The organism is Salmonella enterica subsp. enterica serovar Typhimurium str. LT2 (assembly GCF_000006945.2).
Taxonomy (GTDB): Bacteria; Pseudomonadota; Gammaproteobacteria; order Enterobacterales; family Enterobacteriaceae; genus Salmonella; species Salmonella enterica.
Genome location: NC_003197.2, coordinates 1,728,468 through 1,752,779 on the forward strand (window position 1 = coordinate 1,728,468; position 24,312 = coordinate 1,752,779).

The following is a 24,312-nucleotide window of genomic DNA, read 5'->3' on the forward strand; positions in this document are numbered from 1 at the left end:
GACCGCCTAAAAGTAAGGTCCAGCCAAACGCTTCAAAAACCTCAATCATATCGCCTCCAGGTAGGTGATATTAAATAAAGATGGCTATCTCAGCGTAACATTTAAAATATCAATTAATGTGCAATAATCGCTTTATGTGTTTGAATAAATATTGTTCTTCCTGCATTTAATTGCATTGTTATTATCAAAGGGCTTAATACGCGTACATCAACGATTATTAATTATCAGCTTATAATAATATGACTGTTCAATTCATTTATCAGCTATTATTATCCTCTATATTCTTTAAGATAACCGCTTAATTCATAATATCGCCTTTATTCGTCGCATTAAATTACTCACTCACCTGATTAATGCTTGCCTAACGATTGCTTCGTTGTTTTAATTCCAGCGCGAAATTATTTAGTGAGAGAACAATGAAGCATACACAACAATCAGGCGCAAAAGTCTATAACCCATTCACGCTTAGCTTATATGACTGGTGGGTACTCAATATCTCAAACAAATATGCCTGGAAGTGTCCTACTGATACGCGACTACTTCCTTTCTTCCTGCATCACATGGGCGAGACTCACCTGGATATTGGCGTAGGTACAGGTTATTACCTGAAACATGCACCTGCGACTCATGCCATTTCGCTGATGGATTTAAATCCGGATAGCCTGAAAATAGCCGCCAGCCGAGTGGGTAATACGAAAATCCGCGCCACACTACAACACGATGTTTTCGACACGTTCCCGGCGGACTGGCACGGGCGCTTCGATTCCGTTTCGATGTACTATCTTCTGCACTGCTTACCTGGTGAGATGACAACAAAAGCGAAGGCAATTAAAAATGCCGGTATGGCGCTTAAACCCGGCGGCACACTTTTTGGCGCCACGATTCTGGGCAAAGAGGTTCCTCACAATGCTTTTGGTAAGAAATTAATGGCTGTTTATAACAAGAAAGGAATATTCAGTAATACCAATGATTCAGCCGATACGTTACGCAGCGTGTTGGACGAACATTTCGCTAAGGTGACTTTGGAGCAACATGGCGCCGTTGCGCTATTTTCCGCCACTACGCCACGCTCATCGTAAGTACAGGCACTTCCGAGCGGTCGGCAGCGCGATCATGTGGGTTTAACCCGTTGATTAAACATTGGATTACGGAATAGTAATTGCTTATTTTATTTGTCATACAAATAAGTATAATACCCGCTTCCGATGTAGACCCGTCCTCCTTCGCCTGCGTCACGGGTCCTGGTTAGACGCAGGCGTTTTCTGTATGGAATACGCCATCCCCTCTGATAGATGCCTTGTTTGCCTTAAGCAGTTAACCCCGCCTGAAGCAAACGTCATACAGGACGGTCAGTCACGCTTACGCGGCATCATCCGTAACAGCGTATTGTCTTTCCAGAAATAGTGATGCATCAAAGCAGCGATGGCATGAAGTCCAATAACAAAATAGCCCAGATTCGCCAGCGTGACGTGCCAGGATTTCAGCATATCTACGCGTTCAAAGTTAGCTTCGGCGGCATGGGGCATAGTAATGCCAAATGCGACCCAGGGATTACCGCGGTTATACATCATGACCAGACCAATAACAGGCAGCGCGATAAATAACAGGTAAATCACCAGATGTCCTAAATGCGCCATTCCGGTCATCATCGGTTTTGGACGAGGAACAATGGGCGGCGTGGGATATTTCAGCCGAATAAACAAGCGTGCCACCATTAAAAGCAAAATAGTGATACCACATGAAACGTGCGTCATATTAAACCAGGGCCGATAACTACGCGGCGCAAAACCGCGCAGCTCCATCGCGGCGTAAGCCACAATAACCAGAAAAAAGACTAACCAGTGAATACCAATTTGCAGGCCGGAATACTTATTGCCCATAGCGCGTCCTGAATGAAAGCCGTAAAGCGACAACATAACCAGCTTTTATAAATAATTCATCAAATTTATGAAATGGTGGTCGCACTTGCCCGTTCACCCTCGCAAACGGGCGATTTTTAGCGTAAAGCTCTCTGTCCTAACGCACTGCGCAGCGTAGTATCTGCCTGCAATACCTGCCATGCGTTTTCAATATCGCGTGGGATATCAACGTGAATGATAAAATCTTTACCACGCGGTCCATACCCTGTTTCATCGTCACGCAAACGGGGCAGCTCGCCGGCAATCAGAGACAGATAACGCTCCACCGTCCAGATGCCCTCTTCAACATTGGCAAAACGTGTACCGTCATTAAGGTGGCGCAGTACCGGAACAAAACCAGGAAAACTCAGCCAGCGCGGCGCATCGGTGTCGTCGTTTGTCACGCGCCGGAATGCCGCGATAGTGCGCCGCTGCATGGTGGGGTCTTGCACAACGATAGCCGTGTTAATGTTTTCTTTCGCCTGACGGATCAGTGCGCAGGAGAAACGGGCATTTTCGCCGCAATTAGTTGACCGATCTTCCAGCCAAATTTTCTCAGCCGGAATATGCCAGAACTGGTTCGCGATATCCGCAAGGATCGCGGCTTCAGCGCGTCCGCTTGTGCGAATAGTGTGGTAGCGCGGATGCCGGGCAATCACGGCGTACAAAAACGGCGTCGAATGACCTATACCGCCGCTAATCAGTAAAGGAACGCCTTGCGCTTTGGCGATGCGACAGGCCGCGTCGATAGTGGGGATCACCGCATTGCCCGCCAGGACGACGCAATCCGACGAATAAGGTTGTTCGCCGGAAAAATCATTTTGCGCCAGCCACTGTCCGACGGTATTCACCGCCAGCAATGTTTCCGCAGAGAGCGCCGGAAATGGCGTTGTATTCATAATTCCTCCTTTTTGTTCCGAACTTGTACCGGATCGCTTTGAAAGACGTCGTCGCCTGGCTTTTTAGGCCGTAATCTGATCCATGGCCTGTAAAATACGCTTATCGGAAATAGGATAAGGCGTACCGAGCTGTTGGGCGAAATAACTGACACGCAGTTCTTCAATCATCCAACGGATCTCTTTAACATCATCATCTTCGCGACGCGCTGGAGGCAATTTATTTATCCATTGTTGCCACGCCTGCTGGACGCTTTCGACTTTCAGCATTTGCGCCCGATCGCGGTGCGGATCGACAGCCAGTTTCTCCAGCCGCTTTTCAATTGCCTGCAGATAACGCAGCGTATCGCCGAGACGTTTAAAGCCGTTGCCAGTCACAAAACCACGGTATACCAGACCGCTCATCTGCGCCTTGATATCGGAAAGCCCCAACGCCATGCTCATATCCACCCGCCCTTTCAGACGCTTATTGATATTGAATACGGTCGTCAGGATCCGCTCGACCTGCTTCGCGATATCCACCACAGTATCATTCAGCTCGGCGCGTACCTTTTCGTGCAGCGCGGTGAAACCTGCTTCGCTCCACACCGGTCCGCCGTTGGCATCTATCAGCTTATCTACCCCGCAGGCGATACAGTCATCAATCAACTCCAGTACTTTGCCGTACGGGTTAAAGTACAGCCCCAGCTTGGCTTTATTCGGCAATTTCTCATGCAGATACTTAATCGGTGAAGGAATATTGAGCAACAACAGACGGCGTAAACCGCACCACATCGCCTGTTGTTGTTCCAGCGGATTATCAAACAATTTGATAGCGACGCTGTCACGCTCATCCACTAACGCCGGCCACGCCTTCACTTTATAATTACCGCGTTTCTGTTCGTAGCTTTCCGGCAGCTCGCCGAAACTCCAGATATGCAGCCCGCTCTGCTCGATGCCGTCATCCGCCACCGCCGAGAGCGTCTCCTGCACTTTGCCTTTCAGCGCATTTTTAAGCTCGGCGAGCGAACGCCCTTCCTGCAGTTTCTTGTTTTTGTCATTCACCACGCGAAACGTGATTTTCAGATGCTCGGGCACCTGATCCCAATGCCAGTCTTCCCGATCGACCGTGACGCCGGTCATCCGGCGCAGTTCACGCTCCAGAGCGTCCAGCAGCGGCAGCTCCAGCGGCGTTACGCGACCTAAAAACGCTTCAGCATAGTTTGGCGCCGGAACAAAGTTGCGACGTACCGGTTTTGGCAACGATTTAATCAGCGCAATAACTAATTCACGGCGCAGCCCTGGGATCTGCCATTCAAAACCGCTCTCGTCAACCTGGTTAAGTAGCGGCAACGGAATATGGACGGTCACGCCGTCAGCATCCGCGCCCGGTTCAAACTGATAGCTCAAACGCAGCTTAAGATTGCCCTGGTGCCAGAAGTTCGGGTAATCCAGTTTGCTGATTTTTTCCGCGCCTTCTTTAATCAGCATACTTTTTTCAAAGTTGAGCAGATCCGGCGTCTCGCGGCTGATTTTTTTCCACCAACTATCAAAGTGGCGGGCGGAAATAACGTCATGGCTAATACGCTGGTCATAAAACTCAAACAGGGTATCGTCATCCACCAGGATATCGCGGCGGCGAGATTTGTGCTCAAGTTCCTCGACTTCCGCACGCAATTTTAGATTCTCACGGAAGAAGGCGTGACGGGTTTGCCAGTCCCCCTCCACCAGCGCATGGCGGATAAACAACTCGCGACACAACGCCGGGTCAATCTGGCTGTAATTCACTTTGCGCGCGGCGACAATCGGCAGACCGTAGACAGTAACCTTTTCCGTCGCCATCACCGCGCCTTGCGCCCGCTCCCAGTGCGGTTCGCTATATGAACGTTTAATCAGGTGCTGGGCTACCGGTTCCACCCATTCTGGCTCAATGCGGGCAGCGATGCGCCCCCACAGGCGGCTGGTCTCCACCAGTTCTGCGACCATTGTCCATTTCGGCGGTTTTTTGAATAAACCGGAACCGGGGAAAATAGAGAATCGGGCGTTACGCGCGCCGGTGTACTCTTGTTTATCGGCATCTTTCATCCCGATATGCGACAACAGTCCCGTTAACAACGCAACGTGAATTTCCCGGTACTCTGCGGGTTCGCTGTTTACCGGAATCCCCAGTTCTTTTACCACCTGACGCAGTTGGGTATAGATATCCTGCCACTCACGCACGCGTAAATAGTTCAGATAGTCGGTGCGACACAGACGGCGGAATTGATTCGACGACAGGGCCTTTTGTTGCTCGCCGAGGTAATTCCACAGGTTAACAAACGCCAGAAAATCGGATTCCTTATCATGGAAACGCCGGTGTTTCTCATCGGAAGCCTGCTGCTTATCCACTGGGCGCTCGCGCGGATCCTGAATAGAGAGTGCGGAAGTAATGATCATCGCTTCGCGCACACAGCCATGTTTTTGCGCTTCCAGAACCATACGCGCCAGGCGCGGGTCGACCGGCAACTGGGATAATTGTCGGCCCAGTGGCGTCAGCTTATATGCCGTTTGCTGTTCGTCGGCGGTAATCGCCCCCAGCTCTTCCAACAAACGCACGCCATCCTGAATATTGCGCTTATCCGGCGCTTCGACAAACGGGAAGGCGGCAATGTCACCCAGCCCCAGGGCGGTCATCTGCAAAATAACCGACGCCAGGTTGGTACGTAGAATTTCCGGGTCGGTAAATTCCGGACGTGACAAAAAGTCATCTTCCGAATACAGACGAATGCAAATCCCTTCCGATACGCGCCCGCAACGCCCTTTACGCTGGTTGGCGGAAGCCTGTGAGATCGGTTCAATCGGCAGGCGCTGCACTTTAGTGCGGTAGCTGTAGCGGCTGATGCGCGCAGTGCCAGGATCGATCACATACTTGATACCCGGCACCGTCAGCGAGGTTTCCGCCACGTTAGTCGCCAGCACGATACGGCGTCCGCTGTGCGACTGGAAAACGCGGTTCTGTTCGCTGTTCGACAAGCGTGCATACAGCGGCAACACTTCGGTATGCCGTAAGTTCAGCTTGTTCAGGGCGTCGGCGGTATCGCGGATTTCCCGCTCTCCGCTCATAAAAATCAGAATATCGCCGGGACTTTCACGCCCCAGTTCATCGACAGCATCGAAAATTGCCTGTAGCTGATCGCGTTCAGTGTCGTCAGCCTCTTCCACAATGGGGCGATAACGAACTTCTACGGGATACGTTCGGCCAGAGACTTCGATAATCGGCGCGTTATTAAAGTGGCGCGAGAAGCGTTCCGGGTCGATGGTCGCAGAGGTAATAATCACTTTCAGATCGGGGCGACGCGGCAGAAGTTCTTTCAGATAGCCGAGCAAGAAGTCAATATTCAGGCTGCGTTCATGCGCTTCATCAATAATGAGGGTGTCATACTGCATCAATAGCCTGTCCTGCTGGATTTCCGCCAGCAGGATACCGTCCGTCATCAGTTTGACCATGGTGTTGCTACTGACATGATCGCTGAAACGAACTTTATAGCCGATGCAGCCGCCAGGCTCCGTTTGCAACTCTTCGGCAATGCGGTTAGCGACGGTGCGCGCCGCCAGACGACGCGGTTGAGTATGTCCAATAAGTCCTTTAATTCCGCGTCCCAGTTCCATACAAATTTTCGGCAACTGGGTGGTTTTACCGGAACCGGTTTCCCCTGCCACGATCACCACCTGATGATCGCGGATCGCTTCCAGAATGTCCTGTTTCTTCTGGCTAACAGGCAAATTTTGCGGATAAGTGATTGAGGGGCGCGCCGCTTCGCGGAGGGCGACCTGCGCCGCAGCCTGTTCAATTTCTTTCGCCATCGTCTGGAAAATGGCCTGTTGCGCATCAGGATTTTTTACTTTCTTTACGCCATGCAGGCGGCGCGCAAAGCGCTGTTTGTCGCGCAGCATCAGTGCATCCAGCCGCTGCTGTAACACCTGAAGCGTCAACGTAGATTGTTCAGTCATAAAGCTCTTGGGCAGGATTCTGCCTGTTTAAAATCGTTTTAAATGATAGGTATAGAGTACCACATTGGGGCTTTTTTTGCGTTGTTCAATAATTTCGAACAAAGGGTTCGATATATTGCGCTATCCCTGCGACATATTTGTGAATAAAGTGTCAACAAGCAACGGGGCACGCCCCTTCAAACACATAAAAGGAAACACCCATGAGCAAGGTATTAGTTCTTAAATCCAGTATTCTGGCAGGGTACTCTCAGTCTGGTCAGTTGACTGACTATTTTATTGAACAATGGCGCGAAAAACACGTCGCAGATGAAATTACTGTCCGCGATCTGGCGGCCAACCCTGTTCCGGTGCTGGATGGCGAGCTGGTGGGCGCGATGCGTCCGGGCGATGCGCCTTTAACGCCACGTCAGCAGGACGCTCTGGCGCTGTCTGATGAACTCATTGCTGAACTGAAAGCCCACGACGTCATCGTTATTGCGGCGCCGATGTACAATTTCAATATCCCGACGCAGCTGAAAAACTACTTTGATCTGATTGCCCGCGCCGGTATCACTTTCCGCTATACCGAAAAAGGCCCGGAAGGTCTGGTAACCGGTAAACGCGCGGTGGTTCTCTCCAGCCGCGGCGGTATCCATAAAGACACCCCGACGGATTTGATTGCGCCTTACCTGAAAGTGTTCCTTGGTTTTATCGGTATCACCGACGTGAATTTTGTCTTTGCCGAAGGCATCGCCTACGGGCCGGAAGTGGCAGCTAAAGCCCAGGCCGATGCAAAAGCCGCGATTGACAGCGTCGTGGCCGCTTAAATATTTTTGCCTCCCGTTTCGACGGGAGGTGACTTCTTAGGTTTGTAGCGCAAATATCCTACCACGCCGCTACTGCCGCCATCGCTGGGATGCGTTACCCCATCATTGACTTCAACGCAGGCGAAATCAAAAGGCGACATATTTTCGATGCACGCCACATTGACCCCATATTGATCGGGATTGGATCGACGCTGATGAAAAGTATATATCCCGCATACCGAACAGAAAAAATGCACCGCCTTGCCCGTATTGAAGCGATATTCGGTAAGCTTATCCTGCCCTTTTAGCACTTTAATACCCGACAGCGGCGCAGACACTGCCACCGCTCCGCGCATCCTGCAAAAGGAACAGTTGCAGCGCCTGGCGGTATGAAAGCCATCGCTAAGTTGAACGGTAAACACGACGCTGCCACAATGGCAGGCAGCAGATAATTTTTCAGACGTCATACCTGGTTACTCTCGCGAATAGTGATACCAGCCAACAGTATAGAAATAGCCTTCCGGTTCGCCTAATGTAAATACGACCTTCGTATTCAGAAATTACCCATATAAAAATGCATTTTGCGGTAAAAAAATTGTCGGGAAGCGGTTATTTACGCATCCATTTGCCATTAATTCCCTGGACATATTCTCCCGGCCTGGCGCGCTCAACCAGTTTTTGCCCTGCCATCTTCGCCACCTCGTCCACGGGAAGATGATTGCTATCCGCTAACTGCTGATAACTGGCGCGGCGGGCATGATTAATATCAAGCACCAGTTTCTGGGTTTCGGCATCATTCTTTAAGGCCACCAGATAGCCATTCAGCGTTTCCCCGACCCGGCCCTGCGTGCGCGCTTCGTCCAGGGTTAAGGCCCACACAGAAGGTGTGAGCAAGCTCAGCGTCAGCACCCATAGTATTAAATACTTTTTCATTATGGCCTCAGAATAGATCGCTGCGTGATTTCAGGAGTTCTTCAACGTCTTTATCGACTTTGATATGTATTTCATGCTCGATCTTTACATTCATGTTGATGGTAATCGGCTGTTCCGGCGCGGCGACTTCAATACGTGGCGTGCACCCCACCACGATAAATGACGCAAGCGCTGACAGCATGGCAATACTCATTTTCATTATTTATCCTCACAGTCCTTGTCTTTCCGGCAAGGAGGTTGCGGCAACGCTGTATTTTGTTCAAGCCATGCCTGTAAATTGTCGCCAAAACGCAAACTGCGCCACAGCGTAAACACATTTTCTTCATGGGTATAGTTCAAGTTAACGATCGCGGTTTTACCATCTACCCGGCTTTTGCCGGTAATAGCCGCCTGCATCGTTAGTACGCCCAGGTTATCAACGTTAATTTTCGTCCACGAATGCGTAATCTCCATATAACGTAGCCAGTTGATCGCCGAGCCTGCCGTGACATTATCCTTCACCACCGCATCCGCAGTATCTTTATCGATACGCAACGTCATTGGCCCAGGATTCGTAAGCCAGCCATCTTTGATTATCCATTTTTCATTGTTCAGCCACAGCGGCAGCGCGCCGCTGACCGGACCAGACATGGCGAATTGCTTTGGATTTATGGCGCTAATCAATTCGCTGGATGAAATATTTTGCACCCGCAAAAGCGCCGGGTCGTGCTGCGGCATTCGCAACTGTTTCATAATGATTTGACCGCCCAGCACGTCTACGCTGACATCGCTTAGCAGTAATGGATTCGACTCGCTCCAGGGATAACCGCCCTGTAAATCAGCGGTGATATTTTTCGCCGTGACCTGGTTAACTATCCCGGCGATACGCAGCGAGATGGGCCCGCGCGTCCCCAATTGCCACGCGCCGTTGTGGAAGCGAAATGGCAGAATGAAATCGACGCCGTTGATTTTGTTATCAGGCATCCAGGCGCTGCCGCCTTTTAACACGCCGTGTCCACCTGCTTCAAATCCCTGCCCCTGCGCAGCGGAAAAAGCCACCTGCGCATACAGTGAGCCTTCGCGCAGCGTCATTTTCCAGTCCGGTGGAAGCAACGGCTGGAAAACGATAAGCGACTGCTTCGGCCACCAGGCCTGTCCACGAAGGCGTTCGCCATCCCAGCGCCCATTCAGCCGTACCGGCCCTATCGCCCCCGCCCGAAGGTCGCCTTTAAACTGGAACAGGGTTGGCTCTCGCCCTTCAACGCTAAAATTAAGGGTAGAAGGCGGCAGCACGCTCCCACTGGTAAATACGGTTTTCCCCGCCACCAGAGACAGCGCGCCCTGTAGCGACGGCGTTGTGGCGTCGCGAACCCAGACAATAGGTTTATTCAGCGCCAGTCTTGGCGATGTGACGGTCATTGCGCCATAGTGCAACTGATCAAAACCGGTGGACAAACTGGTCAACCTGATGGTGTTATCATGCCATTCGCCCTGTCCGGCAATATCCCAGTGGGCGCGCATTGGCGTAAAGCTTCCTTGCCCCCAATAGCGCCACCGCCAGCGACCAGCATCAGGGAGAAAATCATTGGCCAGGCCATCAAGATGAAGAACGAAATCGCCCATCTCATTTTCGTGCGCCCGTAAAATAGCCTGTAATCGGCCATCAACGCCGCGCGGCGTCACCTTAACGCCCGCCAGCGGCCAACGAATTTCATCAATATCTAACGCATCAATCACCCGCCCGCGCGAGCGTAGCAATGCGCCAGGTGCAAAGGTGAGCTGCGGATCGGCCAGACTGCCGCGGAACATAGCGGGCAATACGGCATAAAAGATTAAATCCTTCTGTTTAGCCTCGCCGGTAAGCTGTAGAGGCATCTCACTGCTATCCATGCTGAGTTTTCCCGGGCCGATAGTCAGTACAGCGTTCGCTTTACCGGCATCGCCCTGGGTCAGAATATTCAGGCGTCCACTGACTTGCGCATTATCCGGCCCGGCTTGCCAGTTATCGATATTAAAAGCCAGACGTCCGCTCAAGGGGAATCCCTGATATGGCCAGTTCCAGCGGCCATCGCTGATGGTAAGCCGCTGACGCGTTACCGCCCAGGGGAGATCGAGAATCGGGTCAGGATTACCTCGCGCCATCACGATGAGCTGTCCGGCGTTATCACGCCACTCCAGTTCCGCATCCACCAGCGACGGTTCCTGCGGCAGACGCAAGGTCGCTGCCGCATGACCGCTGACCGGCAGGCCATCCGGTACCAGCGGCAACACAAATTCCCCCGCCAGGCTAACGGGAGGCTGGTTGGCCAGCGCGGCGATCTCCAGTTGGCTCACCGTCAATGCCTGACCGCGTAGCTGCCCTTGAAATTTTACTTTTTCGCCCTGATAACGTATCTGCTGAATGACCGGCGTCATGGAGATCGCCAGCTTGCCCTGCCATTCCGGCCAGGGCGCGAGAATGACATTATCGATGTTAATCCAGGTATTGGGCAGCATTGACTGCCACTGCGCCAGCGTACGCGGCGCGGCGGGAGAAGCTTCCGTAGCGGGCAGTTTCGCCAGGCACGCGGCATCCAGTTTAAGGCTTTTAATATTCAGCAACCAACGGCTGGGATGCGTCAGTTCCGCCTGGGTAATATGCGCTAACGAACAATCATTGACCAGATAGCGAAGATCGGGAATCACTAACCCATGACGTGTCAGGCGTGGACTTTGTTCCAGAGCGATACGGGTACCGACGGGTAGCCAAATTCCCGCCAGAGTGGGAACCCACAGCCCGAGGGTCATCAGTAGCGTCAGAGGGATAAGAATCAGCAGTAACAGTAGCGCAAGGGCGGCTTTATATTTACCCTTCATGGGCCATTAATTTCCTGATTTAACGAAAAATTCAGTCGGCTATCTCTTTATTTTGGCATGATTGCCCGTACATAGCCTAATAGTTCATGTTGCAGGGGCGCCCTCCGGCTATTTGAGGCGTTGTGGAGAATGATAACCTAAAATTATTCATTATATGTATGACTATCAATTATTTTTGATTTTTTGTAAGATAATTTTAAGCATATTTGTGTGATTCAAACATCACTGGAGAAGGTCATATGAAACTCGCCGTCTATAGTACCAAACAGTATGACAAGAAATATCTACAGCAAGTGAACGAAGCGTTCGGTTTTGAACTGGAGTTTTTTGATTTTCTGCTAACCGAGAAAACGGCGAAAACCGCCAATGGATGTGAAGCAGTTTGTATCTTCGTGAATGACGACGGGAGCCGACCGGTACTGGAAGAGCTGAAAAAACACGGCGTGAAATACATCGCGCTGCGTTGCGCCGGATTTAATAATGTCGACCTGGATGCCGCTAAAGAGCTCGGTTTGCAGGTGGTCCGCGTGCCGGCTTATTCTCCGGAAGCCGTCGCTGAACATGCGATTGGCATGATGATGACATTGAACCGCCGTATTCACCGCGCTTATCAACGCACCCGCGACGCTAACTTTTCCCTTGAGGGGCTGACCGGCTTTACCATGCACGGAAAGACCGCTGGCGTCATCGGTACCGGTAAAATCGGCGTCGCCGCGCTGCGTATCCTGAAAGGCTTTGGAATGCGTTTACTGGCGTTTGATCCCTATCCCAGCACCGCCGCGCTTGACCTCGGCGTCGAGTATGTGGATCTGCAAACGTTGTTTGCCGAATCGGATGTCATTTCCCTGCACTGCCCGCTCACGCCGGAAAACTACCATTTGCTGAACCATGCGGCATTCGATCAAATGAAAAATGGCGTTATGGTCATTAATACCAGTCGTGGCGCGCTGATTGATTCCCAGGCGGCTATCGAAGCTCTGAAGAATCAGAAAATCGGCTCGCTGGGGATGGATGTGTATGAAAACGAACGCGACCTGTTCTTTGAAGATAAGTCAAACGATGTTATCCAGGATGATGTTTTCCGCCGTCTGTCGGCCTGCCATAACGTACTGTTTACGGGGCACCAGGCATTCCTGACCGCAGAAGCGCTGATCAGCATCTCTGAAACCACGTTACAAAACTTAAGCCAGCTTGAGAAGGGCGAAGCCTGCCCGAACGCGCTGTTCTAATCCTGTCGCTCCCCTGCGCTCAGGGGAGCATTTTCGGATAACCCCTGAAGATCTATCCGGTCATATCATTACTATAGTCAGTGTTAACTATCAGATTACAGAGAATATCAATGAAGAAAATCGTCACGCTGGTCGCCCTGAGCATCATAATGACAGGGTGTGTGAGCAGTGGAAAAGTGTCCGTCAAACGCGAGCAACTGGAGCACCACCGCTTTGTTCTGGAAAGCGTAAACGGTAAAACGGTCACCGGCCCGGAGCTCAGCTTTGGCGAGGACATGACGGTATCCGGCAAAATGTGCAATCAATTCACCGGCGAAGGAAAACTGTCGGACGGCGAATTAAAAGTGAAAAATTTAGCGATGACCCGAATGATGTGCGCAGATCCACAGCTTAACGCGCTGGACGGCACCCTCAGCGAGCTCTTCAGCAAGGGCGCGCAGGTCGATTTAACCGCGAACCAATTAACGCTGGCGACGGCAGAAACAACGCTAATGTATAAACTGGCGGATTTAGCGCACTAAGCCATTAAGTGAAAAGTTATACGCGTCAGGCGAAACGCCGCGCTTAATAACTCCCGCAGCTTCCGGCGGCAAGCGACTGTTCGCTACAACGTTTGCCGTTGGGTAGCGCGCACATACCAATTACTGAACCATCAAGCTGCCGGGCCGCTGAAAGCGAACCGCCAATCATAGCGCAATTCGCTTCGCCGGCGCTGGACATCGCCGCTTTCATCCCTGGCGAAACATGTGCCGCGGTTGCCTGCTGAACAGGTTCGCTACTGCAAGCCGACAATAATAACGCGGCACATCCCACCCAAAACGCTGCGCGCATTTCTCTCCCCTCTGTTTATTCATCCAAACGACACCGCCCTAAATAATAGGCAGCAGAAACTGACGCGTCGAGAGGCAAAGCGCGCATTTATGCGCTTCATTAACATTTATTGGCAATTTTTTACGTCTTTTCGGCAAGAAATCGCCATTCTCCTCCCGCCAGGGACACAAAAGCGAAAATGGGGCTTGAAGGGCTTTGCTAAAATAAAAGGATAACTACAGGATGCGCTCACGATTATGCGTGTCCCTCTTTTTTGCGCAATGTAAGGGTGTCATATGCAAACAATTGACGGTAATGGCGCAGTAGCGTCGGTGGCGTTCCGTACCAGCGAGGTTATCGCCATTTACCCGATTACGCCCAGTTCAACAATGGCTGAACAAGCGGATGCCTGGGCCGGCAATGGGCTTAAAAATGTCTGGGGCGATACGCCGCGTGTGGTAGAGATGCAGTCGGAAGGCGGCGCGATCGCCGCCGTTCACGGTGCGTTACAAACCGGTTCGCTTTCTACGTCATTTACATCATCGCAGGGGCTGCTGCTGATGATTCCAACGCTGTATAAACTGGCGGGGCAGCTCACGCCGTTTGTACTGCACGTTGCCGCGCGCACTGTCGCCACACACGCGCTTTCTATTTTTGGCGACCATTCCGATGTGATGGCGGTCCGCCAGACAGGCTGCGCGATGTTATGCGCCGCCAGCGTTCAGGAAGCGCAGGATTTTGCGCTGATCGCACACAGGGCTACGCTGAAAAGCCGCGTTCCGTTTATTCATTTTTTTGATGGCTTCCGTACATCGCATGAAATCAACAAAATTATACCGCTAACGAATGAAACCATTCTGAACCTGATGCCGCAGGCGGAGATCGACGCTCACCGCGCCCGCGCGCTGAATCCGGAACATCCGGTGATTCGTGGAACTTCAGCGAATCCGGACACCTACTTCCAGTCTCGCGAAGCGACCAACCCGTGGTACAACGCCGTTTATGATCATGTTGAAGAGGCGATGAAGGCATTTGGCGACGCTACGGGCCGTCAGTACCAGCCATTTGAATATTATGGCCATCCCCAGGCTGAACGCGTCATCATAATGATGGGCTCCGCCCTCGGCACCTGCGAAGAGGTCGTGGACGAGCTACTGATACGCGGAGAAAAGGTCGGCGTTCTGAAAGTCCGTCTGTTCCGCCCCTTCTCCGCCAAACATTTGTTACAGGCATTACCGGAAACCGTTCGCGCTATCGCCGTGCTGGATCGCACCAAAGAGCCTGGCGCCCAGGCCGAGCCGCTTTATCTGGACGTGATGACCGCACTGGCGGAGGCCTTTAATAATGGCGAGCGCGAAACGTTGCCGCGCACCATTGGCGGCCGTTATGGGCTATCATCCAAAGAGTTCGGCCCGGCGTGCGTACTGGCGGTCTTTAATGAACTCAGCCGTGCGAAACCCAAGCCACGGTTTACGGTGGGCATTTATGATGACGTTACTAACCTCTCGCTGCCATTACCGGAAAATACCCTGCCCGGCAGCGCTAAACTTGAAGCGTTATTTTACGGTCTGGGAAGCGACGGCAGCGTATCCGCCACGAAAAATAATATTAAAATTATCGGTAATTCTACACCGTGGTATGCGCAAGGTTATTTCGTTTATGACTCTAAAAAAGCTGGCGGGCTCACGGTATCGCACCTGCGCGTCAGCGAGAAACCCATTCGTTCCGCTTACTTAATTGCTCAGGCGGATTTTGTCGGCTGCCACCAATTACAGTTTATCGATAAATATCAGATGGCGGAGCGTCTAAAGCCCGGCGGTATCTTTCTGCTTAATACGCCGTACAGCGCCGACGAGGTCTGGTCGCGTCTGCCGCAAGAAGTTCAGGCGGTGTTGAATCAGAAAAAGGCGCGTTTTTACGTGGTTAACGCGGCGAAAATCGCCCGCGAATGTGGACTTGGCGCCCGCATCAATACCGTCATGCAAATGGCTTTCTTCCACCTGACGCATATTCTTCCGGGCGATAGCGCCCTGGTTGAGCTGCAGGGCGCGATTGCCAAAAGCTATAGCAGCAAAGGACAGGATCTGGTTGAGCGTAACTGGCAGGCATTGGCTCTGGCGCAGGAATCGCTGGCGGAAGTGCCGTTGCAGGCGGTTAATCCGCATAGCGCGCATCGCCCGCCGGTCGTCTCCGACGCCGCGCCGGATTTCGTGAAAACCGTTACCGCCGCCATGTTGGCGGGCCTCGGCGACGCACTGCCTGTTTCCGCCCTGCCGCCGGACGGAACATGGCCAATGGGCACCACCCGCTGGGAAAAACGCAATATCGCCGAAGAGATTCCTGTCTGGAAAGAGGAACTGTGTACACAATGTAATCACTGCGTCGCTGCCTGCCCTCACTCGGCAATTCGTGCGAAAGTCGTTTCCCCGCAGGCGATGGAGAACGCGCCAGCCAGTCTGCATTCGCTGGACGTGAAGTCCCGCGATATGCGCGGCCAGAAATATGTGCTGCAGGTCGCGCCGGAAGACTGTACTGGCTGTAATTTATGCGTAGAGGTCTGCCCGGCTAAAGATCGGCAAGATCCACAGATTAAGGCGATTAACATGATGTCACGCCTTGAGCATGTGGAAGAAGAGAAAGTGAATTATGACTTCTTCCTCGACTTACCGGAAATCGAACGCAGCAAACTGGAACGAATTGATATCCGCACATCGCAGCTCATTACGCCGCTGTTTGAATATTCCGGCGCCTGTTCCGGCTGCGGCGAAACGCCGTATATTAAACTGCTGACTCAGTTATATGGCGACAGAATGTTAATCGCTAACGCCACGGGGTGTTCCTCTATTTACGGCGGTAACTTACCCTCAACGCCTTATACCACCGATGCCAACGGACGCGGCCCGGCATGGGCGAATTCGTTATTTGAAGATAACGCGGAATTTGGTCTCGGTTTCCGTCTGAGCGTGGATCAGCACCGGGCGCGCGTCATGCGTTTACTGGCGCAATTCGCCGATCGCATCCCGGCGGAATTAAACGATGCGCTGCATGCCGAAGCAACGCCTGACGTTCGGCGTGAGCAGGTCGCCGCATTACGCCAACATCTGAAATCGGTTGCGGGCGCAGAGGAACTGTTAAAGGATGCTGATGCGCTGGTAGAAAAATCAATCTGGCTGATTGGCGGCGATGGTTGGGCATACGACATCGGCTTTGGCGGTTTAGACCATGTGTTAAGCCTGACGGAGAATGTCAATATTCTGGTTCTGGATACGCAGTGTTACTCCAATACTGGCGGCCAGGCGTCGAAGGCGACGCCGCTTGGCGCCGTCACTAAGTTTGGCGAACATGGCAAGCGTAAAGCCCGTAAAGATCTTGGTGTCAGCATGATGATGTATGGTCATGTTTATGTCGCGCAAATCTCGCTGGGCGCGCAGTTAAACCAGACGGTGAAAGCCATCCAGGAGGCCGAAGCCTGGCCAGGACCGTCGCTGATCATTGCCTATAGCCCCTGTGAAGAACATGGCTACGATCTGGCGCTAAGCCATGACCAGATGCGCCAGTTAACGGCGACCGGTTTCTGGCCGTTATACCGCTTTGATCCCCGCCGTGCGGATGAAGGCAAGCCGCCGCTGGCTCTGGACTCTCGGCCACCGTCTGATGCCCTGGCGGAAACGTTGCTTAATGAACAGCGTTTCCGTCGCCTGAATGCGCAACAGCCTGAAGTAGCTGAACAATTATGGCGAGATGCCGCATTGGATTTGCAAAAACGCTATGACTTTCTTGCCTTGCTGGCAGGAAAAGCGGAAAAACCCGGCGCAGATTAAAAAATATTCTAAGGATTAACCTGGAAACAAAAAAAGCCCGAACATCCGTTCGGGCTTGTCAATTTATACGCTGGAAAGCAAAGGTTAACGCAATGGCCCAGCGACAAAATGAATATGTGACAATAAAGGCATATAACAGGCGTAGAATATCGTAACCGAATGATATTGTATAATTTTTATTTTGTATAATACCCCCAAAAGCATTCGTATAAATTATATCTATTTCACTGCGAATTATTTCATTAATTATTGAATTAAACGGTAACATCTCTTTTTAGGTCTTTCCTGACAAGGCAGAAATAACGTTTTAACGTCAACTCGCTGATTATTTACGTGGAATACGCGTAATATTACGTCGCCCTCCCCTGTAGGTAGTCCCCGCAGAGTATCGTGGAGCAGCACCTAAAATGTGACGTATGTCATTGTACATAAAGTGCCTTTAGGGAGTAGAATTTCAGTGGATACTTAAACAGGAGGTTTTATGAACAGAACGATTCTTGTACCCATCGATATTTCAGATTCAGAATTAACTCAACGCGTGATTTCGCATGTTGAAGCTGAAGCAAAGATTGACGACGCTAAAGTGCACTTTTTGACTGTAATCCCGTCTTTGCCCTATTACGCTTCACTGGGACTGGCTTATTCAGCAGAGCTTCCCGCAATGGACGATTTGAAAGCCGAAGCCAAATCTCAACTGGAAGCGATTATCAAGAAATTCAACCTTCCCGCGGACCGCGTGCAGGCGCACGTTGCAGAAGGCTCTCCTAAAGATAAGATTCTGGAAATGGCAAAAAAATTACCGGCCGATATGGTGATTATCGCCTCGCATCGCCCGGATATTACTACCTATCTGTTGGGTTCCAACGCCGCAGCCGTTGTGCGTCATGCGGAATGCTCCGTACTGGTGGTACGCTAAATACCCGAGCCCGCATAAGAGAGTGCGGGCTCAAATCAATCATCATCGCCTAGTGACTGACACTTTTTGAAAACAGATTGATTACGATTACGCCGCAGATGATAAGCAACATGCCAATAATAGCCGGCACATCCAGTTTTTGGCCAAGAAACAACCATCCTATCAATCCAATAAGAACAATCCCTACCCCAGACCAAATGGCATAAATGATACCCGCAGGGATGGTTCGCATTGGGATGGTAAGACACCAGAACGCAATACAATATCCGATGATAGTAACGAGGCTCGGTACCAGACGCGTAAAACTATCTGATAATTTTAATGAGATCGTGGCGATAACTTCTACCACGATGGCGATAAATAGAAAGATTACAGCTTCTTTAGTCATACATCTCTTCGTTCCAATATTTTTCGGGTCGTGATGATATCTTAAGTAATACGGATGACAGAATAAAGACGCTTTTGAACCATTGCATATCTTGCCATAAAAACGTGCTGGCATTCGTCGCCGTAATCCGTACCATACGCGACATACTTTTGCCTGCTGGCTGTTGACGGCAGGAGCGAACCCGGCATTTATCGCCAGCCAAATGGGGCATGAAACTGCGCAGATGGTGTATGAAATTTACGGTATGTGGATTGATGACATGAACGACGAACAAGTAGCGATGTTGAATGCGCGGTTATCGTAATTGCAAAGTTTGCCCCCAATTTGCCCCATTTAGTACCAGAGAACTGAAATAATGCAAGAAATTCAAAAGAATACAAAGAAAGAGCAATACAACCTCAACAAGTTGCAAAAGCGCCTGCGCCGTAACGTTGGCGAAGCGATTGCCGATTTTAATATGATTGAAGAAGGCGATCGCATTATGGTTTGCCTTTCTGGCGGCAAAGATAGCTATACGATGCTGGAAATTTTACGTAATTTGCAGCAAAGCGCCCCGATCAATTTTTCACTGGTCGCCGTCAACCTCGATCAAAAGCAGCCAGGTTTCCCGGAACATATCCTGCCAGCCTACCTTGAGCAGCTGGGCGTAGAATATAAAATCGTCGAAGAAAACACCTACGGCATTGTGAAAGAGAAGATTCCGGAAGGAAAAACCACCTGCTCGCTGTGCTCGCGTTTGCGTCGGGGTATCCTGTATCGTACGGCGACTGAACTGGGCGCGACCAAAATCGCCCTGGGCCACCACCGCGACGATATTCTGCAAACCCTGTTTCTGAATATGTTCTATGGCGGAAAAATGAAAGGGATGCCGCCGAAGCTGATGAGCGATGACGGCAAACATATCGTGATCCGCCCGCTGGCTTACTGCCGCGAGAAAGATATTATCCGTTTTGCTGAGGCCAAAGCCTTCCCTATCATTCCTTGTAATCTGTGCGGTTCGCAACCAAACCTGCAACGCCAGGTGATTGCCGACATGCTACGCGACTGGGATAAGCGCTATCCTGGACGGATCGAGACGATGTTTAGCGCCATGCAGAATGTCGTGCCGTCTCACCTTTGTGACACTAACCTGTTCGATTTCAAAGGAATCACTCACGGTTCCGAGGTCGTCGACGGCGGCGATTTAGCGTTCGATCGTGAAGAGATTCCCTTGCAGCCCGCTGGCTGGCAGCCGGAAGAAGATGACACCGCCTTAGAGGCGTTGCGGCTTGATGTTATCGAAGTGAAATAATCTGCAGGCGTCTCAGCACTCCGCTGAGACGCCATGCTATCGATCATTTTAATAGCCGTACCCGGCATGACTTGCCTTTGATCTTCCCGTTTTGCAACTGCTTCCAGGCTTTTTGCGCTACTGCTTGACGTACGGCGACGTAAACGTGCATTGGATGCACGTTAATTTTGCCAATATCCGCCCCGTCTAATCCAATATCGCCGGTCAGCGCGCCCAAAATATCTCCCGGACGCATTTTCGCTTTTTTGCCGCCGTCAATGCATAGGGTAGCCATCTCTGCGGCCAGAGGGAGTAACGGCTGCCGGGCGGGCGCATTCAGCCAGTTCAGCTTGAGTTGCAGCATTTCTGAAAGAATATTCGCCCGCTGCGCCTCTTCCGGCGCGCAGAAACTGATCGCCAGGCCGCTGCTTCCCGCGCGCGCCGTACGGCCAATACGATGGACATGCACCTCCGGGTCCCAGGCCAGTTCATAGTTAACCACCAGTTCGAGCGATTTAATGTCTAACCCTCGCGCGGCAACGTCGGTGGCAACCAGAATGCGCGCGCTGCCATTTGCAAAACGCACCAACGTCTGGTCGCGGTCGCGTTGTTCCAGATCGCCGTGGAGCGCCAACGCGCTTTGTCCTACCGCATTAAGCGCATCACAAACGGCCTGACAATCTTTTTTGGTATTGCAAAATACCACGCAGGACGCTGGCTGATGCTGGCTAAGCAACGTTTGTAGCAGCGAAATTTTTTCATGCGCAGACGTTTCGAAGAACTGTTGTTCGATAGCCGGTAGCGCATCTACCGTATCGATTTCAATACGTATTGGCTGCTGCTGTACACGACCGCTAATCGCCGCGATGGCCTCAGGCCAGGTTGCTGAAAACAATAACGTCTGGCGCGTCGCAGGCGCAAAGCGGATCACCTCATCAATGGCGTCACTGAATCCCATGTCCAGCATTCGGTCTGCTTCATCCATTACCAGAATATGCAGCGCATCCAGCGATACGGTTTCTTTTTGTAAATGATCCAGCAGGCGCCCCGGCGTCGCGACAATGATATGCGGAGCGTGCTGAAGCGAGTCGCGCTGTGCGCCAAAGGGTTGCCCGCCACACAAGGTCAGAATTTTGGTATTTGGCAGAAAACGGGCCAGGCGACGTAACTCTCCGGCAACCTGATCCGCCAGCTCCCGCGTCGGGCACAGCACTAATGCCTGTGTCTGGAACAGAGTGACGTCAATTCGATGCAAGAGCCCAAGACCAAACGCCGCCGTTTTGCCGCTACCGGTCCTGGCCTGCACACGCACATCATTACCCGCCAGAATGACGGGTAATGCTGCGGCCTGAACAGGCGTCATCTCAAGATAGCCCAGCTCAGTAAGGTTATTGAGCTGGGCGGCGGGCAAAACATTCAGGGTTGAAAAAGTGGTCACAATTTACTCTCGCGGTAACGACTCATAGTCAGCAGGCGCGTATCCTCGCAGATCCGGGCGTTTGATGCGACATTTTAATCGGTTCTTCGTCCGGCGGCGGGTCGGGCATCGGCTGAGGACGGGGAAGCGGCTCAGGAATGGGAACAGGGTCAGTGGGAATCGGGTCCGACAAGGACGAGTGTAGATATAATAAGGTCAAAAGACAGCTCATATTACCCTCCAGAATGTCATTCAGACTCTTAAAGGGTAGACGCAGATAGTCTACAGGCAAAAAAAAGCCGACTAATCTAAGTCGGCGTCGTACGAATCAATTGTGCTATGCAGTAATTCAAAAAAGGAAGTAAGACAATATGGAGCGCAACGCCCATCGCTTGACGTTGCATTCACCTGCGAGAGAGATATTGCCCCGAATAGGTAGATGGTTTATTGACTTCGCTCAAATTTCTCGGCGTTTTTTCACCCGAAATGGTCTGAAAAGCGCTTTTGTTACAACCATTTACTGCGATGCAACCATAAAGTAACACCACCGATCAGGACAACTAACAGAATACAAAACAGAGAAAAGCCGAACCGCCATCCGCCGCCGGGAATACCGCCCAGGTTAACGCCAAATAACCCCGTTAAGAAGGTGCTGGGCAGAAAAACCATCGCCATAAGCGACATGGTATAAGTTCTGCGCGCCAGAGACTCCTGCATCACCTGGGCAATTTCATCCGCCATGATGCCAGTACGCGCGATACAAGCGTCAATTTCATCCAACCCCCTTCCCAGCCTGTCGGCGATATCCTGCATTCTGCGCCGGTGATCGTCGCTCATCCACGGCAGCCGTTCACTCGCAAGCCGGGCATAGACGTCGCGCTGCGGCGCCATATAGCGGCGCATAACAATTAGCTGTTTACGTAGCAATGCGAGGAAACCGCGCGGTGGGATTTGCTGGTCGAGAAGATTATCTTCCAGATCGATAATTTTATCGTGTAGCTCTTCAATAAATTCACTGGCGTGATCGGTTAACGCATCGCACACATCCACTAACCAGCCGCCGCAATCTACGGGCCCGGTGCCCTCCTGCAAATCACTGACCACATCGTCCAGCGCCAGAACCTTTCGCTGACGGGTAGACACAATGAATCGCTCGTCCATATATAAACGCATTGCCACTAATTGATCCGGGCGTTCGTCAGTACTGCCATTAATACAGCGCAGCGTAATGAGCGTCCCTTCCCCCATACGACTTACGCGCGGGCGCGAGCTTTCACCAGCCAGCGCATCACGCACGTTATTGGGGAGTAAAGGCGTTGAAGCCAACCAGCGGGCGCTGTCCGGGTGGGTATAATTAAGATGTAGCCAACAGGGATGCTGACTATCGATCACATCATTATCTTCGAGCGGTTTTACTCCACCACGACCATCCAGTAGCCATGCGAAAACGGCATCCGGCACGTTCACATCCGATCCCTTAATGGCTTCCACAGCGCCTCCACGTTACAACTCTCATGCCGTTAGTCTAGCTTTCGGGAAAGGTTAAGCAATCTCTCATTTTCTCATTGCGCAAAAAGAATGACGGGAACGTGCGAAAAAAGCGCCTTAGCAACAGGCGCTTACCAAACATGTATTATCAGGCCTGGCCGCGCCTGGTGATGGTCGAAAGAGATGATACATGAGAGTGCGACAGCGCATGTTCACTGTAACCCGGCTGGCTTAAACGAAATTTGTCGGTTTTAGTCTGTAACTCGATCACCTGCGCCTTTAAAACATCCGAAGAAGCAGATAGCGCTTCAACCATTAAGACATTGCTATGGGTTGCGCTTTCCAGATCGCTCAACGCCAGGGTTATCTGGTTAATGCCTTTTTCCTGCTCCCGCGTGGTGGTGGAAATTTCACTCATCAGCACGTTTAATTGCCCGGAGCCGCCAACAATCTCCTGCATATTTTTTTCAGCCTCCTGCACTATGGCGGCCCCCTGCCGCACATTGTCATGCGTAACGTCGATCAGCGCCTTGATACTTTTTGCCGCCTCGGCGCTACGATGCGCCAGATTACGCACTTCCCCGGCCACCACGGAGAAACCTTTTCCATGATCGCCCGCCCGTGCAGCCTCTACCGCCGCGTTAAGCGCCAGAATATTAGTCTGGAATGCGATACCGTCAATCAATGAAATAATCTCCGTCATCTGCGAGGCACAGTCGGTAATAGAACGCATATTTTCTGTAACCCGCACCATTAATTCACCGCCTTTACGGGCGCATTGGGTTGCACAATCCGCCTGTATGCTCGCCATTCGGGTATTATCCGCATTGTTTTTGGTACTCGCCGCCATTTCATCTATACTGGCGGCAGTTTGAATTAACGAGGCCGACTGCTGTTCCGTCTTTACGGATAGCGACAGACTGCGCGCCGCCAGTTGTTCGGAAAGGGTCATTGCCGTTTGCGAAGAGGATCTGATTTCACGTACCAACGCGGAAATATTCTCCGACAGGCTATTAATACCGGGGATGAGTCGCCCGGCGCAATTATTGCCAAATTCGGAGATATGAATAGACAAGTTTCCTGCTGCGACCTCTTCAATACTTTTCTTCACGGTATTAATCGGCACTACCAGATAGCAGGTCATATACCACCAAAGCAGTAATGCCGAGATCAGATAAATGATATTACACGTAATTAAAATAGGGAGATCGTGCAGAAAAGCTATTTGTAAAGTATCCACCAAAAGAAACGCACATACCATGAATAGAATAATGCATGTCCTGACGCTGATATTTCTCAACATTTTTGACGGCCTACAACCAGGATAGGAGACAGGTTTTATTTTTATAGCATTTCAGATACCTATTGCCATTCGTTTCTGTGACATTCTCCATATTCAATACCAGACCATCGCCATTTCCCTTAGTGCAACAGATAAAATCATCTATATTCGCTATGCCAGGATATTCATCCATCCATATTGACAAGTGATGTACTTATCACCATTTTCTGCTTAATAGTTAAGTCGAAAGCCAGTATATTTTAATAGACGCTTAAATAAGCGAATGACTGTTTCTCCGTGTTATTACCGCGGACAGCGTTATCGCCCGTTCTCTTGCAGAATCCTGAGCGTTTGGATGAGGCGTTATATCAGGCA

General features: G+C 51.3%; 20 protein-coding genes and 16 other annotated features. Of the genes, 8 read left to right on the top strand and 12 right to left on the bottom strand.

Translation table 11 applies throughout. The features are described from left to right. Window positions 1-641: 641 nt before the first annotated feature. Window positions 642-1,079, top strand: a complete 438-nt coding sequence (locus STM1638) for a putative SAM-dependent methyltransferase (RefSeq protein ID NP_460597.1) — start codon at window positions 642-644, stop codon at window positions 1,077-1,079. A 270-nt stretch (window positions 1,080-1,349) separates the two neighbouring features. Here STM1638 and cybB read toward each other — a convergent pair. The 3 genes from cybB to hrpA form a co-directional block, all read right to left on the bottom strand. Further along, the gene (gene cybB / locus STM1639) for a cytochrome b(561) (RefSeq protein ID NP_460598.1) occupies window positions 1,350-1,891 on the bottom strand. Within the gene, window positions 1,350-1,880 belong to an annotated coding region; the region does not span the whole gene. Beyond that, window positions 1,886-1,891 (bottom strand) — a ribosome-binding site (putative RBS for cybB; RegulonDB:STMS1H001834). It overlaps the preceding gene by 6 nt. A gap of 105 nt (window positions 1,892-1,996) precedes the next feature. Then, the gene (gene ydcF, locus STM1640; RefSeq protein ID NP_460599.1) for a putative inner membrane protein occupies window positions 1,997-2,808 on the bottom strand. Within the gene, window positions 1,997-2,797 belong to an annotated coding region; the region does not span the whole gene. Then, window positions 2,803-2,808: a ribosome-binding site (putative RBS for ydcF; RegulonDB:STMS1H001835), on the bottom strand. (Overlaps the previous gene by 6 nt.) 52 nt (window positions 2,809-2,860) lie before the next feature. Further along, the gene (gene hrpA, locus STM1641) at window positions 2,861-6,763 is read right to left on the bottom strand and encodes an ATP-dependent helicase (RefSeq protein ID NP_460600.3); all 3,903 of its coding nucleotides are present in this window, start codon (window positions 6,761-6,763) and stop codon (window positions 2,861-2,863) included. A 188-nt stretch (window positions 6,764-6,951) separates the two neighbouring features. Then, window positions 6,952-6,957, top strand: a ribosome-binding site (putative RBS for acpD; RegulonDB:STMS1H001836). Between hrpA and acpD the strand changes: the two genes are divergently transcribed. Further along, window positions 6,952-7,569 (top strand): acyl carrier protein phosphodiesterase gene (gene acpD, locus STM1642; RefSeq protein ID NP_460601.1). Within the gene, window positions 6,964-7,569 belong to an annotated coding region; the region does not span the whole gene. It overlaps the preceding feature by 6 nt. Here the strand turns inward: acpD and STM1643 are convergent. The 4 genes from STM1643 to ydbH all read right to left on the bottom strand — a co-directional run bounded on the left by STM1643 (window position 7,566) and on the right by ydbH (window position 11,333). After that, the gene (locus STM1643; RefSeq protein NP_460602.1) at window positions 7,566-8,015 is read right to left on the bottom strand and encodes a putative inner membrane protein; all 450 of its coding nucleotides are present in this window, start codon (window positions 8,013-8,015) and stop codon (window positions 7,566-7,568) included. The two genes, acpD and STM1643, sit on opposite strands and share 4 nt — an antisense overlap. A 142-nt stretch (window positions 8,016-8,157) precedes the next feature. Then, window positions 8,158-8,490 (bottom strand): putative periplasmic protein gene (gene ydbL / locus STM1644; protein NP_460603.1). Within the gene, window positions 8,158-8,481 belong to an annotated coding region; the region does not span the whole gene. Next, window positions 8,485-8,490: a ribosome-binding site (putative RBS for ydbL; RegulonDB:STMS1H001837), on the bottom strand. It overlaps the preceding gene by 6 nt. Beyond that, window positions 8,489-8,691, bottom strand: a protein-coding gene (gene ynbE / locus STM1645) for a putative outer membrane lipoprotein (protein ID NP_460604.1). Within the gene, window positions 8,489-8,680 belong to an annotated coding region; the region does not span the whole gene. The genes ydbL and ynbE overlap by 2 nt, the downstream gene beginning before the upstream one ends. Further along, the gene (gene ydbH, locus STM1646; protein NP_460605.1) for a putative periplasmic protein occupies window positions 8,680-11,333 on the bottom strand. Within the gene, window positions 8,680-11,316 belong to an annotated coding region; the region does not span the whole gene. Before ydbH ends, ynbE begins: the two co-directional genes overlap by 12 nt. Further along, window positions 8,686-8,691, bottom strand: a ribosome-binding site (putative RBS for ynbE; RegulonDB:STMS1H001838). It overlaps the preceding gene by 6 nt. Continuing rightward, window positions 11,328-11,333: a ribosome-binding site (putative RBS for ydbH; RegulonDB:STMS1H001839), on the bottom strand. It lies within the gene ydbH. A 208-nt stretch (window positions 11,334-11,541) precedes the next feature. After that, window positions 11,542-11,547, top strand: a ribosome-binding site (putative RBS for ldhA; RegulonDB:STMS1H001840). Between ydbH and ldhA the strand changes: the two genes are divergently transcribed. Both ldhA and hslJ read left to right on the top strand, forming a co-directional pair. Continuing rightward, window positions 11,542-12,545, top strand: a protein-coding gene (gene ldhA / locus STM1647; RefSeq protein ID NP_460606.1) for an NAD-dependent fermentative D-lactate dehydrogenase. Within the gene, window positions 11,556-12,545 belong to an annotated coding region; the region does not span the whole gene. It overlaps the preceding feature by 6 nt. A 100-nt stretch (window positions 12,546-12,645) precedes the next feature. Further along, window positions 12,646-12,651 (top strand) — a ribosome-binding site (putative RBS for hslJ; RegulonDB:STMS1H001841). Beyond that, window positions 12,646-13,066, top strand: a protein-coding gene (hslJ, locus tag STM1648) for a heat shock protein hslJ (protein NP_460607.1). Within the gene, window positions 12,656-13,066 belong to an annotated coding region; the region does not span the whole gene. (Overlaps the previous feature by 6 nt.) Window positions 13,067-13,109: 43 nt before the next feature. Here the strand turns inward: hslJ and STM1649 are convergent. Continuing rightward, window positions 13,110-13,271, bottom strand: a protein-coding gene (locus STM1649) for a putative cytoplasmic protein (RefSeq protein NP_460608.3). Within the gene, window positions 13,110-13,265 belong to an annotated coding region; the region does not span the whole gene. Beyond that, window positions 13,266-13,271, bottom strand: a ribosome-binding site (putative RBS for STM1649; RegulonDB:STMS1H001842). Its footprint overlaps the gene before it by 6 nt. A gap of 15 nt (window positions 13,272-13,286) precedes the next feature. Further along, window positions 13,287-13,292: a ribosome-binding site (putative RBS for STM1650; RegulonDB:STMS1H001843), on the top strand. Between STM1649 and STM1650 the strand changes: the two genes are divergently transcribed. From STM1650 to ynaF, 3 genes are all read left to right on the top strand, one after another. Beyond that, window positions 13,287-13,591 (top strand): putative reverse transcriptase gene (locus STM1650; RefSeq protein ID NP_460609.1). Within the gene, window positions 13,292-13,591 belong to an annotated coding region; the region does not span the whole gene. (Overlaps the previous feature by 6 nt.) Before the next feature lie 49 nt (window positions 13,592-13,640). Next, window positions 13,641-13,646 (top strand) — a ribosome-binding site (putative RBS for nifJ; RegulonDB:STMS1H001844). After that, the gene (gene nifJ, locus STM1651; RefSeq protein NP_460610.1) for a putative pyruvate-flavodoxin oxidoreductase occupies window positions 13,641-17,176 on the top strand. Within the gene, window positions 13,652-17,176 belong to an annotated coding region; the region does not span the whole gene. Its footprint overlaps the feature before it by 6 nt. A 470-nt stretch (window positions 17,177-17,646) precedes the next feature. Beyond that, window positions 17,647-17,652, top strand: a ribosome-binding site (putative RBS for ynaF; RegulonDB:STMS1H001845). Continuing rightward, window positions 17,647-18,092, top strand: a protein-coding gene (ynaF, locus tag STM1652) for a putative universal stress protein (RefSeq protein ID NP_460611.1). Within the gene, window positions 17,658-18,092 belong to an annotated coding region; the region does not span the whole gene. Its footprint overlaps the feature before it by 6 nt. A 49-nt stretch (window positions 18,093-18,141) precedes the next feature. On the opposite strand, the gene STM1653 is transcribed toward ynaF, so the two are convergent. After that, window positions 18,142-18,497 (bottom strand): putative membrane transporter of cations gene (locus STM1653; protein NP_460612.1). Within the gene, window positions 18,142-18,480 belong to an annotated coding region; the region does not span the whole gene. Next, window positions 18,492-18,497, bottom strand: a ribosome-binding site (putative RBS for STM1653; RegulonDB:STMS1H001846). (Overlaps the previous gene by 6 nt.) Window positions 18,498-18,822: 325 nt before the next feature. Then, window positions 18,823-18,828, top strand: a ribosome-binding site (putative RBS for ydaO; RegulonDB:STMS1H001847). Between STM1653 and ydaO the strand changes: the two genes are divergently transcribed. Beyond that, the gene (ydaO, locus tag STM1654; RefSeq protein NP_460613.1) for a putative ATPase occupies window positions 18,823-19,771 on the top strand. Within the gene, window positions 18,836-19,771 belong to an annotated coding region; the region does not span the whole gene. It overlaps the preceding feature by 6 nt. 43 nt (window positions 19,772-19,814) lie before the next feature. Here ydaO and dbpA read toward each other — a convergent pair. The 3 genes from dbpA to STM1657 all read right to left on the bottom strand — a co-directional run bounded on the left by dbpA (window position 19,815) and on the right by STM1657 (window position 23,963). After that, on the bottom strand, window positions 19,815-21,188 hold the full coding sequence (gene dbpA / locus STM1655) for an ATP-dependent RNA helicase (RefSeq protein ID NP_460614.1): 1,374 nt from the start codon (window positions 21,186-21,188) through the stop codon (window positions 19,815-19,817). 486 nt (window positions 21,189-21,674) lie between these two features. After that, window positions 21,675-22,669 (bottom strand): putative Zn transport protein gene (locus STM1656; protein NP_460615.1). Within the gene, window positions 21,675-22,658 belong to an annotated coding region; the region does not span the whole gene. After that, window positions 22,664-22,669 (bottom strand) — a ribosome-binding site (putative RBS for STM1656; RegulonDB:STMS1H001848). It overlaps the preceding gene by 6 nt. A gap of 134 nt (window positions 22,670-22,803) precedes the next feature. After that, the gene (locus STM1657) for a putative methyl-accepting chemotaxis protein (protein ID NP_460616.1) occupies window positions 22,804-23,963 on the bottom strand. Within the gene, window positions 22,804-23,958 belong to an annotated coding region; the region does not span the whole gene. Continuing rightward, window positions 23,958-23,963 (bottom strand) — a ribosome-binding site (putative RBS for STM1657; RegulonDB:STMS1H001849). It overlaps the preceding gene by 6 nt. Window positions 23,964-24,312: the final 349 nt, after the last annotated feature.